General features: G+C 72.8%; 14 protein-coding genes and 1 tRNA gene. 2 read left to right on the top strand and 13 right to left on the bottom strand.

The features are described from left to right. Positions 1 to 37 precede the first annotated feature (37 nt). From WD794_06230 to WD794_06215, 4 genes are read right to left on the bottom strand one after another with little or no spacing between them, the layout of a single operon-like run. Positions 38 to 532, bottom strand: coding sequence for a hypothetical protein (locus WD794_06230; protein ID MEX2289908.1), 495 nt, complete (start codon positions 530 to 532; stop codon positions 38 to 40). Further along, positions 529 to 1,764, bottom strand: a complete 1,236-nt coding sequence (locus tag WD794_06225) for a glycosyltransferase family 4 protein (protein ID MEX2289907.1) — start codon at positions 1,762 to 1,764, stop codon at positions 529 to 531. The genes WD794_06230 and WD794_06225 overlap by 4 nt, the downstream gene beginning before the upstream one ends. Further along, complete coding sequence (locus tag WD794_06220) at positions 1,761 to 2,654, bottom strand: phosphatidylinositol mannoside acyltransferase (protein MEX2289906.1); 894 nt, start codon at positions 2,652 to 2,654, stop codon at positions 1,761 to 1,763. Before WD794_06220 ends, WD794_06225 begins: the two co-directional genes overlap by 4 nt. A 20-nt stretch (positions 2,655 to 2,674) precedes the next feature. Next, positions 2,675 to 3,283, bottom strand: a complete 609-nt coding sequence (locus tag WD794_06215) for a CDP-alcohol phosphatidyltransferase family protein (protein ID MEX2289905.1) — start codon at positions 3,281 to 3,283, stop codon at positions 2,675 to 2,677. Positions 3,284 to 3,448: 165 nt separating this feature from the next. Here WD794_06215 and WD794_06210 point away from each other — a divergent pair, with 165 nt between their 5' ends. After that, positions 3,449 to 5,575 carry an elongation factor G-like protein EF-G2 gene (locus tag WD794_06210; GenBank protein MEX2289904.1) on the top strand — a complete coding sequence of 709 codons (2,127 nt, stop codon included), beginning with the start codon at positions 3,449 to 3,451 and terminating at the stop codon, positions 5,573 to 5,575. 21 nt (positions 5,576 to 5,596) lie between these two features. On the opposite strand, the gene WD794_06205 is transcribed toward WD794_06210, so the two are convergent. The 9 genes from WD794_06205 to WD794_06165 all read right to left on the bottom strand — a co-directional run bounded on the left by WD794_06205 (position 5,597) and on the right by WD794_06165 (position 12,524). After that, positions 5,597 to 6,133: an HIT domain-containing protein gene (locus WD794_06205; GenBank protein ID MEX2289903.1), complete on the bottom strand. Its 537-nt coding sequence runs from the start codon at positions 6,131 to 6,133 to the stop codon at positions 5,597 to 5,599. A 1-nt stretch (position 6,134) separates the two neighbouring features. After that, on the bottom strand, positions 6,135 to 8,093 hold the full coding sequence (gene thrS / locus WD794_06200; GenBank protein MEX2289902.1) for a threonine--tRNA ligase: 1,959 nt from the start codon (positions 8,091 to 8,093) through the stop codon (positions 6,135 to 6,137). Between the two features lie 39 nt (positions 8,094 to 8,132). Continuing rightward, positions 8,133 to 9,194 carry a hypothetical protein gene (locus tag WD794_06195; protein ID MEX2289901.1) on the bottom strand — a complete coding sequence of 354 codons (1,062 nt, stop codon included), beginning with the start codon at positions 9,192 to 9,194 and terminating at the stop codon, positions 8,133 to 8,135. A 37-nt stretch (positions 9,195 to 9,231) separates the two neighbouring features. Further along, the gene (locus tag WD794_06190) at positions 9,232 to 9,672 is read right to left on the bottom strand and encodes an OsmC family peroxiredoxin (GenBank protein ID MEX2289900.1); all 441 of its coding nucleotides are present in this window, start codon (positions 9,670 to 9,672) and stop codon (positions 9,232 to 9,234) included. Positions 9,673 to 9,749: 77 nt separating this feature from the next. Then, positions 9,750 to 10,376 carry a hypothetical protein gene (locus WD794_06185; protein MEX2289899.1) on the bottom strand — a complete coding sequence of 209 codons (627 nt, stop codon included), beginning with the start codon at positions 10,374 to 10,376 and terminating at the stop codon, positions 9,750 to 9,752. Between the two features lie 236 nt (positions 10,377 to 10,612). Further along, a tRNA-Val gene (locus tag WD794_06180) sits at positions 10,613 to 10,686 on the bottom strand. Between the two features lie 16 nt (positions 10,687 to 10,702). Beyond that, positions 10,703 to 11,086: a PGPGW domain-containing protein gene (locus tag WD794_06175; protein ID MEX2289898.1), complete on the bottom strand. Its 384-nt coding sequence runs from the start codon at positions 11,084 to 11,086 to the stop codon at positions 10,703 to 10,705. A gap of 32 nt (positions 11,087 to 11,118) precedes the next feature. Beyond that, a complete protein-coding gene (locus WD794_06170) occupies positions 11,119 to 11,904 on the bottom strand; it encodes an anti-sigma factor (GenBank protein MEX2289897.1) in 786 nt (261 codons plus the stop codon). Beyond that, positions 11,901 to 12,524: a sigma-70 family RNA polymerase sigma factor gene (locus tag WD794_06165; protein ID MEX2289896.1), complete on the bottom strand. Its 624-nt coding sequence runs from the start codon at positions 12,522 to 12,524 to the stop codon at positions 11,901 to 11,903. Before WD794_06165 ends, WD794_06170 begins: the two co-directional genes overlap by 4 nt. 299 nt (positions 12,525 to 12,823) lie before the next feature. On the opposite strand from WD794_06165, the gene WD794_06160 reads away from it, so the two are divergent. Next, complete coding sequence (locus tag WD794_06160; protein MEX2289895.1) at positions 12,824 to 13,267, top strand: SsgA family sporulation/cell division regulator; 444 nt, start codon at positions 12,824 to 12,826, stop codon at positions 13,265 to 13,267. The last annotated feature ends 147 nt before the right edge of the window (positions 13,268 to 13,414 follow it).

The raw sequence follows: 13,414 nt of genomic DNA, 5'->3' as shown, positions 1-13,414 counted from the left end.
GCAGAATCGCCAGACCGGCAGGGACGGGTAGCTGCGACTAACTGCCCGTGTCGTCGATCTCGAAGTAGCCGGGCAGCTCCCGGTGGCCGGCCAGCCGCAGGGCCCGCGGCAGCCTCCTCAGCCGGATCTCGCGGGTGTCCCTGACGGCCGCGTTGTGGAACGACCGGGCCAGCCCCACGCGAGTCGAGGCCGTCTCCAGCTCGGCCCGCGCCGCCTCCCCGGCGGCGTCCTGGACGAGCAGCGGCAGGGACACCTTGAGCGCGCGGGACAGGTCGTTCTCCAGGCCTTCGCGCCGGTCGACGGTCCCTTCGAGCGAAGCGGACGCGGCCTGCGCCAGGGTCCGGCCGGTTTCCGGGTCGTCGAGGTGGGCGGCGACGGCCCGGGCTGCGGCGGCCCGGCGTACCAGCTGTGCGTCGAGGGCGGCCCAGGACGCGTCGACCCGGGCGTGCAGCCGGTCCAGGCGCCCGGCGGTCCAGGTCACGTAGAGCGTGAGCAGCGCCAGGACCGAGACGCCGAGGACCAGCGCCCTCACGGCCCGCTCCTGCCGGGCAGCTCGGAGATCCAGCGACGCAGGGTCGTCACCAGCCGCCCGGCGTCGTCGTCCACGTCGTCACCCGGCGGCAGCGCCGCCTCCAGGGTGGCGTCGACGGCCACCGGAGCGGCCAGCGCGACCGTCTCGTACACCTCGACGATCTGTCGGGTCACCCTGGACCAGTCGTAGGTCCGGACGGCCAGCCGGGCGGCCGCCGTGAGCCGGGCCCGGCGGGGCGCGTCCTGCAGCAGCGCCCCGAGCGCAGCGGCCAGCGCGCCGGGGTCGCGCACCGGGACGAGGACGCCGGCCGCGCCGTCGTCGAGCACCCGACGAAAGGCGGGGAGGTCGCTGGCCACGACCGGGACACCGGTCGCCATGGCCTCGACAAGCACGATGCCGAAGGACTCGCCGTGAGTGTTGGGGGCGCAGTAGACCTGGCCGCTGGCGAACACCCGCGGCTTGTCCTGCTCGCGGACGAGGCCGAGCAGCTCGACCCGGTCACGCAGCGATGGGGGCACTGCTTCGCGGACCTCGTCCGCGTCCCCGGGGCCGGCGACCAGTAGCCGCACCCGGGGCACCTGCCGGACCAGCTCGGGCAACGCCTCGAGCAGCACGGCGAGTCCTTTACGGGGCTCGTCGATCCGGCCGAGGAAGACGACGGTGGGGTCGTCCGGCCGGCCCGGCGGCGGTGCAGCTCCCTCGAAGCGGCCGACGTCGACGCCGTTCGGGATGAGTATCGCGTCGCCGCCGAGGTGCTGCACGACGACCCGGCGAGCGGCCGGGGAGACGGCGATGCGGCCGGTGACCTTCTCCAGCGCCGGCTGGAGCGCGGTGCCGAACACCTGCAGAGCGCGGGACCGCGCGGTCGCGGTGTGGAAGGTGGCGACCATCGGCCCGCTGGCGGCGAAGCAGGCCAGCATCGACACGCTCGGCACCGTCGGCTCGTGGACGTGCAGGACGTCGAAGCCGCCGTCCCGCAGCCACCGCCGGGTGCGGGCGAGCGACAGCGGCCCGAACACCAGCCGGGCCACCGAGCCGTTGTAGGGCACCGGAACGGCACGTCCGGCCGGGACGACGTACGGCGGCAGGTCGGCCTCGTCGGGCTCGTCGACGGGCGTCAGCACGGAGACGGTGTGGCCGAGCGCGACCAGGTTGTCGGCCAGGTCGCGCACATGCGCCTGCACGCCGCCGGGGACGTCCCAGCTGTAGGGGCAGGCGATGCCGATCCTCACCGTGGATCCAGGTCGTCGAGCCAGAGGCGCTGCAGCATGTGCCAGTCCGCCGGATGTTCCGCGATGCCGCGGGCGAAGGCGTCGGCCAGTGCCTGGGTCATGGTGGGGACGTCGGTGTGTGCCACCTCCGGATGGAAGACGATCCGCCAGCCCTTGCCGCGGAACGACAGCGTCACGGGCAACAACGTCGCGCCGGTGCGCAGTGCCAGACTCGCCGGGCCGGCGGGCATCCGCGCCGTGGCGCCGAAGAACTGCACGTCGACACCGCGTGCCGACAGGTCCCGGTCGGCCAGCAGGCACAGCGTGCCGCCGGTGCCGAGCCGCTCGGCCAGGACGTCGAACGGCGGCCGGTCGCCGCCGGTGAGCGGCAGCACCTCCATGCCGAGGGATTCGCGGAAAACCACGAAGCGGTCGTAGAGCGACTCCGGCTCCAGCCGCTCGGCCACGGTGGTGAACGGTGCGCCGGTCGCGCCGCACCACGCACCGGCGCAGTCCCAGTTGCCGCTGTGCGGCAACGCCAGGATCGTGCCGCGCCCGCTCGCGAGCGAATCCCGCATCCGGTACTCCTCGACGGTGACCGTGCCGCCGAGGATGCGTGCGGCCGGCGTGACCGGCAGCCGGAAGACCTCGCACCAGTAGCGGGCATAGGAGCGCAGGGCCTCTTTGGTCACCAGGTCGAGATCGGAGCCGTCGGCGTCCCCCACCACCCGGGCCAGGTTGCTGCGGAGCCGGTCGACACCCTTGCCACCACGGCGGTGCGCCAGGTCGGCGCCCACCCGGAACAGCCGGTGCGCCAGCGGTTCCGGCAGCGCGCGGACCAGCGCCCAGCCACCGGCGTACGCAGCCGCGCTCGCCTGCCCGGTGACCAGGCCGGCGACCCGGCGGGGCAGGTCCCGCAGGCTGGTCGGCACTACGCGGCCCGGGCCGCCTGCCGGCGGACCTCGACCAGGCGCTGGACCACGGTGACCGCCGAGGCGACGGCGAGCAGCCAGAGCGCCACGGCAAGAGCGGCCGGCAGCCCGAGCCCGGCCAGCGTCGTACCCGTGAGCACGAGGATCAGCCGCTCGGCCCGCTCCGCGAACCCGACGTCGCAGCGCAGGCCCAGCCCCTCGGCGCGCGCCTTGGCGTAGCTCACGACGCTGCCGGCGACCAGGCAGAACAGCGCCACGCCCGCCAGCGTCGGATCGTCACCGGCTCCCGTGAACCACAGCACCAGCCCGCCGAAGACGGCCGCGTCGGCGACCCGGTCGCAGGTCGAGTCCAGCCACGCGCCGAAGCGGTTCGTCCGCCCGAGCCGACGGGCCATGGCGCCGTCGAGCATGTCGGTCAGCACCGAGAAGAAGACGACGGTGGTGCCCACCAGAAACATCCCGCGGGGGAAGAACGCCAGCGCTCCGAGCACGACGCCGAGGGTGCCGGCGAGGGTGACGGCGTCGGGATGGACGCCGGCACGCAGCATCAGACCGGCCACCGGGTCGACCACGCGGCCGAGAGCCGGACGCACGCGCAGGTTGAGCATCGGGTCCGTCCGGTCGGGAGCGCCTGGGCTTCGTACGTGGTGTCGGGAGTGCGCACGCGACGATAGCCGGGCCGCCCGCCGCTCCCCTGCCCTTGTGGCGCAGCGTGCCCAGCAGGCAGGCTGGCCCCCCGCGGTCGCCCCGGCCGCTGCCCGAGAGGAGCGCCCGTGCACAGCGCGAAGGCCGATCCCGGCTCGGCTCCCGAGCCCCGCGAGCCGATCCGGCTCCGAAACGTCGCCGTCGTCGGGCACACCGCGGCGGGCAAGACGACGCTGGTCGAGGCGCTGCTGCACGCCGCCGGCGCGATCGCCCGGGTCGGGAACGTGCAGGAGGGCAGCACCACCTGCGACAGCGAGGAGGTCGAGCAGCGCGTCGGGCACTCGCTGTCCCTGGCCGTCGCGCCGCTCGAGCACCGCGGTGTGAAGGTGAACCTGCTGGACACCCCCGGCTCGCCCGACTTCGTCGGCGAGCTGCGGGCGGCCCTGCGCGCCGCCGACGGGGTGCTGTTCGTCGTGTCGGCGGTCGGCGGGCTCGACGCCGTGACCGTCCAGCTCTGGTCGGAGTGCGAGTCCCTCGGCATTCCGCGGGCCGTGGTGGTCACCCAGCTCGACCGGGCACGGGCCGACTTCGACGAGACCGTGGCGCTGTGCCGGCGGCTGTTGGGAGAGGGCGTGCTCCCGCTGCACCTGCCGATGCACGACGACGACGGCGAGGTCGCCGGACTCATCGCGTTGCTCGACCGGCACGTCGTCGACCACTCCTCCGGCGAGCGGGTGGAACGCGAGGCGGACGCCGAGCACCTCGCGCTGGTGGCCGACCTGCGCGCAGAACTGATCGAAGGGGTCATCGCCGAGAGCGAGGACGAGACCCTGCTGGACCGCTACCTCGGTGGCGAGGAGCTCGATCCCGGGGTGCTGGTCGCGGACCTCGAGCGGGCCGTGGCCCGGGGGCACTTCCACCCGGCGCTGGCGGCCGCACCGCTGGCCGGTGTCGGGATTCAGGAGCTGCTCGACCTACTGGTCCTGGGCTTCCCCTCGCCGCTCGAGCACCCGTGCCCGCCGGTGACCCGGCCGGACGGCTCGCCGGCGACACCGCTGGTCTGCGACCCCGAGGGCCCGCTGGCCGCCGAGGTGGTCAGGACGACCACCGACCCGTACGTCGGGCGGGTCTCCTGGGTCCGCGTGTTCAGCGGGACGCTGCAACCGGACACCCCGGTGCACGTCTCCGGCCACGGTGCGGGCGGCACCTGGCAGCGCCCGGACCACCCGGACCACGACGTCGACGAACGGGTGGGGCCGCTGTCGTCGCCGCTGGGTGCCGCACTGCGCCCGGTCGGCTCGTGCCCGGCGGGCGACATCTGCGTCGTCAGCAAACTGACCTCCGCCGAGACCGGCGACACGCTGTCCGCCCGGGAGGACCCGCTGCTCGTCGCGCCCTGGCGGCTGCCGGAGCCGCAGCTGCCGGTGGCGGTCGAGGCGGTCAGCCGGGCGGACGAGGAGCGGCTGGCGGCGGCACTGGCCCGGCTGGTGGCGGAGGACCCGACGGTACGGCTCGAGCGCCGTACCGAGACCGGCCAGCAACTGCTGTGGTGCATCGGCCCCGGCCACGCGGACGTGCTGCTCGACCGGCTGCGCAACCGGCACCGCGTCGAGGTCCGGACACCGGAGGTCGACGTGCCGCGGCGCGAGACGCTCGCCGGACCCGCCACGGTCACCGGCCGGCATGTGAAGCAGTCCGGCGGACACGGGCAGTACGCCGTCGTGGTCGTGGAGGTCTCCCCCGCCCCACCCGGCTCGGGCCTCACCTTCGAGCAGCGGGTGGTCGGCGGCGCCGTCCCGTCGGCCTTCCACGGCAGCGTCGAGAAGGGCGTGCGCGCCCAGGCCGAGCGGGGTGTGCACGAGGGGCGTCCGCTGGTGGACCTGCGGGTCGTGCTCGTCGACGGCAAGGCGCACTCGGTCGACTCCTCCGACGCCGCGTTCCAGGCGGCCGGCGCGCTGGCGCTGCGGGAGGCGGTGGCCGCTGCCGGAACGGTCGTGCTCGAACCGTGGTGCGAGGTGGAGGTGGGCGTCCCGACCACCTTCGTCGGCACGGTCATGAGCGACCTGTCCGGCCGCCGTGCCCGGGTCACCGGCAGCGACGTCGATCCGGTGGACGAGGACCGCACCGTCGTGCACGCCCAGCTGCCGGAGGCCGAGCTGGTCGACTACGCCGCCGTCCTGCGGGGGGTGTCGCACGGGACCGGGTCCTTCATCCGTCGACCGCTGGGCTTCGAGCCGACGATCGGCCGGTCCTGAGGGACGCAGCCACGGCCAGCGTCAGGAGATCTCGGTCCAGGCCTGCGCGAGCAGGTCACGCGTGTCCGGCAGCAGCTGGGGCAGCACCCGCGTGTGCCCGACGACGGGCATGAAGTTGGTGTCGCCGCCCCACCGCGGAACGACGTGCTGGTGCAGGTGTGCGGCGATGCCGGCTCCCCCGACGACGCCGAGGTTCATGCCGACGTTGAAGCCCTGCGCCCCGGTGGCGTGCCGCAGGGCCCGCAGCGCGTGCTGCGTCATGACCGCGACCTCCGCAGCCTCCTCGCCGGTCAACTCGTCGTAGCCGGCCACGTGCCGGTACGGCACCACCATCAGGTGCCCGGAGTTGTACGGGTAGAGGTTGAGCACCACGAAGGCGGCCGACCCGCGGGCGACGACCAGGGCCTCGCGCTCGTCCAGCGACGGGATCGCGCAGAACGGGCAGTCACCGCCCTTGCCCTCGCCCTTGATGTAGGCCATCCGGTGCGGGGTGTAGAGGCGTGCGAAGGCGTCGGCGATGCCGACCCCCTGCTGCTCCTCGGCGTCGTGATCGCTCATCTCAGGTCCTGTCCCGGACCGCCTGCACGACCTTCGCCACGGCCTGGTCGATCGGCACGCCGTTCTCCTGGGAGCCGTCGCGGTAGCGGAAGGAGACGGCGTCCTTGCTGATGTCCTCCTCGCCGGCGATGAGCATGAACGGCACCTTGGACGTCTGCGCGGTGCGAATCTTCTTCTGCATCCGGTCATCGGAGGTGTCGACCTCCACGCGGACGCCCTCCGCACGCAGCCGCGCCGCCACCTCGTTGAGGTAGCCGATGTAGTCGCTGTGCACCGGGATGCCGACCACCTGCACCGGCGCCAGCCAGGCCGGGAAGGCACCGGCGTAATGCTCGAGCAGCACGCCGAAGAAACGTTCGATCGAGCCGAACAGCGCGCGGTGCAGCATCACCGGCCGTTGCCGGGTGCCGTCCGGCGCCTGGTATTCCAGGTCGAAGCGCTCGGGCAGGTTCGGGTCGACCTGGATCGTGGACATCTGCCAGGTGCGACCGATGGCGTCGCGCGCCTGCACGCTGATCTTCGGGCCGTAGAAGGCAGCACCCCCGGGGTCGGGCACGAGCTCGAGCCCGCTGCGGTCCGCGGCGGCCTGCAGCGCGGCTGTCGAGCGCTCCCACATCTGCTCGTCCCCGATGAACTTGTCGCTGCCGTCGCGGGTCGACAGCTCGAGGTAGAAATCGGTCAGCCCGAAGTCGCGCAGCAGGCCGAGGATGAAATCGAGCACGCCGCTGATCTCGTCACCCATGTCGTCGAGCGTGGTGAAGATGTGCGCGTCGTCCATGGTCAGGCCGCGCACGCGGGTGAGCCCGTGCACGACGCCGGACTTCTCGTACCGGTACACCGACCCGAATTCGAACAGCCGCAGCGGCAACTCCCGGTAGCTGCGTCCCCGGCTCTTGTAGACCAGGATGTGCATCGGGCAGTTCATCGGCTTGAGGTAGTAGTCGGTGCCCTCGAACTGCATCGGCGGGAACATCGTGTCCGCGTAGTACGGCAGGTGCCCGCTGGTGAGGAACAGGTCCTCCCTGGTGACGTGCGGCGTGTTGACGAAGGAGTAGCCGGCCTGTTCGTGCCGCTGCCGCGAGTAGTCCTCCATGACCCGGCGGACGATGCCGCCCTTGGGGTGGAAGACCGCGAGCCCGGAGCCGATCTCGTCCGGGAAGCTGAACAGGTCCAGCTCGGCCCCGAGCCGCCGATGGTCGCGCTTCTCGGCCTCCGCGAGCAGCGTGAGGTGCGCCTTGAGGGCGTCGCGGGACTCCCAGGCGGTGCCGTAGATCCGCTGCAGCATCGGGTTGTTCTGGTCGCCGCGCCAGTAGGCAGCCGCGGTCCGCATGAGCCTGAAGGCAGGGATGTCCCGGGTGGTCGGTAGGTGCGGCCCGCGACAGAGGTCCTTCCACACCAGCTCCTCGCCGGCGAGGTTGTCGTAGATGGTGAGCTCGCCCCCGCCGACCTCGACGCTGCTGCCGTCGTCGTCGGACGCGGCGCCCTTCAGGCCGATCAGCTCGAGCTTGAACGGCTCGTCGGCCAGCTCCTCGCGGGCGTCCTGCTCCGAGACGACCCGCCGTGAGAACTTCTGCCGCTGGCGGACGATGTCACTCATCCGCTTCTCGATCGCCGCCAGGTCCTCGGGGGTGAACGGACGGTCGGGCAGGAAGTCGTAGTAGAAGCCGTCCTTCACCGGCGGCCCGATGCCGAGCCTCGTACCCGGGAACAGGTCCTGCACGGCTTGGGCGAGCACGTGCGCGGCGCTGTGCCGCAGGACAGCCCGCCCGTCCTCGCTGCCGTACGGCACCGCCTCGACGGTGTCCCCGTCGGCGACGACGCTGGCCAGGTCGCACAGGTCGCCACCGATCCGCGCCACGGCGGTGTCCTTCACGCCGGCTGCCCGGAGCAGCTCACCGGCCGTCGTACCCGCCTGCTCCGCACTCACGGTGAGGACGGCGGGTGGTGGGGCGGCAGGCACGGGGGAACTCCTGGTGAGGGGTGGCGGGATGCGGCGAGCCTAGCGGCGCAGGCCCCGCGCGCTCTGCGCCTCCACCTGGGCCCGTAGCGAGGTCAGGAAGCGCTCGACGTCCTCGGGATCGCCGACGGCGCGGACGCCGGTCCCGAGCGCGCCGGCTGCCCACAGGCCGACGCCGATGATCGGGGAGGCGGCCGGCCCGGCGAGCAGCCGGCCCTGCGCACGGTCGACAACCTGAAGGGACAGCCCGCCCAACAACTGCTCCGCGGCGTCGAAGACGACCGGATAGGACGCGGTGACGACGATGTGGCTGCCGGCCGCGGTGAGCCAGTCGCCGTCGGTGGGTACCGCGGCACCGGCGGCTGACCCCCGGCGCCGGAGCAGCACGTCGGCCGCCGCAGCGGCCAGCCCAGCGGCCGCGAGCAGCACAGCCACCGCGACGAGCGGGGCGACGTAGGCCAGCCCGGCCCGGCCCGTGACCAAGGCCTGGGCGCCGGCCAGCGCGACGACAGCCGAGAAGGCGTAGCCGCTCGGCACGGGACTGAGCACCCCCGCGGCGGTGCCCGCCGCGGCGAAGCCGGCCAGCACCAGCAGGTACAGCCCGTCCACGAAGGGCGGAATCTGCGGGTTCACCGACAGCAGGGCCAGCAGTGCGGTCGCGGCGAGCCCCACGGTGGCCATCTGCAGCCACAGCCGGCGCACGAACCCGTAGAGCACCGCCGCCGCCGCCGCCCCGACGAGCGCTCCGGCCAGCAGCGCCAGCCGCGTGGAGGCGCCGGCGACACCGGCAATCGCCGCCACGGCGATGCCGCTGTGCACCGCCGCGAAGGCCAGGCTGAGGTCCGCCACCCAGCGGAAGACCCCGGCCTCGTAGCGCAGTGCGGCCAGGCCGCCGACGGCGCCGAGGACGGCTACCGCCGCAGCGCCGACCGCGCCGAGCAGGGATGCCTCCCGTGCAGCCAGCACGAACAGCACGCCCAGAGTGATCAGGGCGAGCGGGAGGACGAGGTTCAGGGCGGCGAGCAGGAGGCATCCCGGCTCACCCGACGCGCGCCCGGAAGTCTGCTCGACGGGCAGGTCGTCCCACGCCGAGGTGCGTTCCACCACGTCCTGCCCCCGATCGCCGGCCCCAGCGGGGACGCTACGCGAGCGAGGCGTCCAGCGTGATGTCGACCGCGGCGAGCGCCTTGCTGACGGGGCAGCTGAGCTTGGCCTCCTGGGCGGCCTTTTCGAAGCCGGCGGCGTCCAGCCCCTCGACCTCTCCCACCACCTCGAGCGCGATGCCGGTGAGCATGAAGCCGCCGTTGTCCTTGTCCGGACCCAGGCTGACGCTGGCGCCGACCTGGAGGCTCTTCGGCGTGCCCCCCGCCGCGGCGATCAACGCCGACAGCTGCATCGCGAAGCAGGACGAGTGGGCTGCGGCGATCAGCTCCTCGGGGCTGGTCACGCCCCCGGCCTCGTCGGCGGCGCGGCGTGGGAAGGACACGTCGTACGTGCCGACCTTGCTGCTGCTCAGCTCCAGCCGGCCGGAACCGTCCTCGAGGCCGCCGGTCCAGGCGGTGCGGGCGCTACGTGTGGGCATCAGGCTCTCCTTGCGGCTCAGGGGCAGGACGTCGTGTACAAGCCCTGCCGGTGCGGACGGATTCCCCGCGGGCAGGCTCACTCGTGCCGTACGTCGACCACCACGCGGGCCGGGTCGGCCAGCCGGAAGACGCGGAACGGGGCCTTGCGTGACACGCCGACGAAGGCTTCGTAGGTTCCCTCGAAGACCGCGCCCAGCTCGACGTCGCGGACGACCTCGAGGTCCGTCGGCATCCGTACCGAGGTCGCCTCCTGCTGTCCGGTGTCGAAGGGATAGCCGGTCCCGTCGATGAGCACCGCCAGGGTCGCCTCTCCCTGCACGTCCACCTCGTCGCCGGAGCCCGCACGGCGCGGGTCCTCGGTGTACTCGACCCGCCAGCCGGGCTCCCCCGGCTGCCGACCGTCCAACTCGAAGACGACGCGGTCGTAGCCGGGCTGCCGGGCGACGCGGACGGCGGTGACCGTGAGCGGCCCGCCGGTGTGCGATTCCTCCACGGGCGCCGTGTGGGCCGCGAACACCGGAGAGGGTGTGGCCGCCGCCTCCGGCGACGGCGGCGCAGCAGACACCGGGTCCTGGGTCGGCTCGCTCGTGCGGCCGGTGGCCTCGCGGTCGGGGGCGTCGCTGCAGGCGGCGGCGAGCAGCAGGCCGGTCAGGACGATGGCGGTCCGGAGACAGAGTCGGGGGTGGCGGCAGGGGCGGGTCATGGCACCCAGTGTGCCGGTCAGGCGATCTCGTCCTGCCATCCGGGCCGGGCGAATCGTTCGATTTCCTGTCCGCATGTCGGACTGTCGTGGCATCTGTCCGCTTCCTTGACTCCCGGAGGCGCCACCTTCCGCGGGGACCCTGCGACGTGGACGGGTCTGCCACTCGCGCTGTGGCACATCCTGTGGCACGCAAACCCTCGAAATGACGAAAGCCCTGCGTGCCAGGGGTTCCAGGGTGGACGTAGCAGGACTCGAACCTGCGACCTCACGCGTGTGAAGCGTGCGCTCTAACCAACTGAGCTATACGTCCTGGTGCGGGCGCGAGACTACAGGAGTCCGATGAGTTCCCTCACGCGCACGAAGAGGTCGTACCTGCTCAGCAGGTAAATGCCGATCGCGAAAGCGACCAGCCCGCTCACGGTGACCAACGCGGTGAGAACCGGCCGCCTCCTGGCGTTCTCCCACGCCTCGTGCGCGCTGCGCTTGGCCCGGTCGAGCAGCCGCTCCGCCCAGGCGAACTCCGTCGACCAGATGTAGAGGCCGACCAGGATCGGCGGAATCGTCAGCGGCCCGGGCAGGGCCGCGAGCGCCAGCCCCAGCAGGATGAACAGCAGCCCACCGACGAACACGATGACCTTGACGGTCGAGGCGCCCCCGGGCGTACGCCGCAGCTTGAGCTTCCAGGCGGCGGGCGGGCGGGCGACGGACATCCGCGCATCCTGCCGTACGTCCTCGATCACGCTCACACGGTGCCGGACGCGAGCACCGGAAGGGTGGGGATCGGCGGGGCGACGTCACCCTGCTCACGGGTCACCATGAGGCGCACCACGTCGCTCACTCCGGCCTGCAGGCGCATGCCGCTGAGGACGTCGAGGTCGTCGGTCGTCACATCGAAGACGCCCACGGCCCGCTTGTCGCCGTAGCGGCTCTCGCCCCACAGGACGTAGGTCGTCGCGGCGTCGTTGACCGGCAGGCCGTCCACGACCAGCGAGATCTCGTTGCCGCGCACCAGCGCGACGGCGACGACCTCACCGGACTCGCCCTGCAGCGGCACGGTGGACGCCTCGCGCAGCTGGCTCAGCGCCGCCGCCAGACGACCGCTCAGCTGTGCCTGCTCGTCGCGGTCCTGCAGCAAGGCGGTCACCCAACCGCCGAGCCCGAGGACCAGGGCGGCGGCGGCCGCCATGCTCGTCCAGACGGCAGCACGGCGCATCCGGGTGGCATCCCGCCTGCGCCGGGCGGTCTCCAGCGACACGACCGGCTCCGCCGGCTCGGAGGAGCCGACCTCGCGACCGGAGGACCTGATGCCGGCCCGGATCCCCTCGAGCAGCGCGGGCGGCGGTTCGGCGGCATCCGGCGCATAGGCCAGGTGCGCCAGCGTGGCGGCGTGCTCCATGAGGTCGCGCTCGCAACGGGTGCAGCCTTCCAGGTGACTCCTGAAGACCTGCTCGTCCTCGGGCTCGAGCGCATGGAGCGCATGGCCGGCTGCAAGCTCCTCGAAGCGCACGTGGGCGTCGGCGCGGCTCACGGGTTCTTCCCCTGATCTGGCGTGGGACGGGTGGAGGTTCCGGTGGGTCCGGGTGGCTCTGTCCCGGTGGCGGCGTTCGACATGCCGTCGAGAGAGTCCTTCATCCGGCGCATGCCGGCGAGCATTCGAGTCTTGACCGTGCCGAGTGGCGCGGACGTCAGGCCGGAGATCTCGCGCTGGGTGTAACCACCGAAGTAAGCCAGCGTCAGCGCCTCACGCTGCGGGTCAGGCAGCGTCTTGAGCACCTCCCGTACGCGCTCACGGCGCAGCAGTGACCAGACGGCGTCGTCGACCTTCGGCGTCTCGGACTCGCGGTACTCGAGAGCGTCGGCGGTGGTGCGGCGCTTGCGGAGGTTTTCCTCCCGGCGGACGCTGTCCACCGCCTTGTGGTGTGTCATCGACAGCAGCCAGGTGGAGAAGCCACCGCGGCTGGAGTCGAAACGCGAGGCGTCGCGCCAGACGGTGAGGAAGACCTCCTGGACTGCATCCTGCGCCAGCTGCTCGTCGGTGAGGATCCGCCGAGCCAGGCCGTAGCAGGCCCGGCCGTAGCGCCGGTAGAGCGCCTCGAGCGCGCCGCCGTCACCCTCGGTGACCCGGGCTACCAGCGCACGGTCGTCCATGCCGTCATAGGACCCAACGGGCGCGGCAGAGCCACCGACGCCCGTCGGGCCACCACGGGGCAGGGTCACGGAGAGGCTCACAACCGGTAGTTCGCAGCAGCGAGGCGGACGGATGGGCGACAGGGTGCGGCGCCCCTCACACCGTACCGGCGACGTACGCCCCTCCTCCTCCCACCGCAGGCTCCGTCCGGGTGACATGCCCGGCTCGCCTGCCGTCCTTCGGTTAGCAGAGGCCCCCAGGGGGGACTTCCGTCTACATCCGGGCGGCAGCGCCCCTCAACGCGCAGAGAGGTCGAGCCATGACCAGCAGCCCGACGACGGTCAGCTCCCAGCTCCAACTGCGCCTCGTCGTTCCCGGAGCAGCGTCGCTGCCCGTGCGGGCCGACCTCGCCTACGATGTGGCCGACCCGTACGCCGTGCAGATCTCGTTCCACACCGGCACCGGCGCCCCCGGAGGGGACGTCGTCCAGTGGACCTTCGCGCGCTCTCTGCTCAGCGACGGGGTATCGGTACCGGCCGGCGAGGGGGACGTGCAGGTCTGGCCGTCCACCGGCGGCGGCACCTCCGTGGCCTGCCTGTCGCTGTCCTCGCCGTCCGGCCGGGCCCTGTTCGAGGTGCCGCTCGCGGACCTCGTCGACTTCCTGCAGCGCACCTACCACGCGGTCCCGACCGGGCACGAGGGCGACCATGTGGACGTCGACGCGGAGCTCGCGCTGCTGCTCTGGGCCGAGCCCGAGACCTGAGCCCGCCAGACCGTCGGCTGGACCCGGTTCTGCTAGGGTTCTCCCTCGTCGCCAGGCCTGCGCGGGCCCGGCAGTACGCGGACGTGGCTCAGTGGTAGAGCATCACCTTGCCAAGGTGAGGGTCGCGGGTTCGAATCCCGTCGTCCG

This window comes from Mycobacteriales bacterium (assembly GCA_040902655.1).
In the GTDB taxonomy this organism is placed as follows: domain Bacteria; phylum Actinomycetota; class Actinomycetes; order Mycobacteriales; family SCTD01; genus SCTD01.
This window is presented reverse-complemented; position numbering and strand designations above follow the sequence as displayed.

Coding starts and splice junctions, on each gene's coding strand:
- WD794_06215 (MEX2289905.1), bottom strand. CDS start 3,283: ATGCTCAACCTGCGCGTGCGTCCGGCTCTCGGCCGCGTGGTCGACCCG.
- WD794_06205 (MEX2289903.1), bottom strand. CDS start 6,133: ATGAGCGATCACGACGCCGAGGAGCAGCAGGGGGTCGGCATCGCCGAC.
- WD794_06190 (MEX2289900.1), bottom strand. CDS start 9,672: ATGCCCACACGTAGCGCCCGCACCGCCTGGACCGGCGGCCTCGAGGAC.
- WD794_06185 (MEX2289899.1), bottom strand. CDS start 10,376: ATGACCCGCCCCTGCCGCCACCCCCGACTCTGTCTCCGGACCGCCATC.
- WD794_06175 (MEX2289898.1), bottom strand. CDS start 11,086: ATGTCCGTCGCCCGCCCGCCCGCCGCCTGGAAGCTCAAGCTGCGGCGT.
- WD794_06165 (MEX2289896.1), bottom strand. CDS start 12,524: ATGGACGACCGTGCGCTGGTAGCCCGGGTCACCGAGGGTGACGGCGGC.
- WD794_06160 (MEX2289895.1), top strand. CDS start 12,824: ATGACCAGCAGCCCGACGACGGTCAGCTCCCAGCTCCAACTGCGCCTC.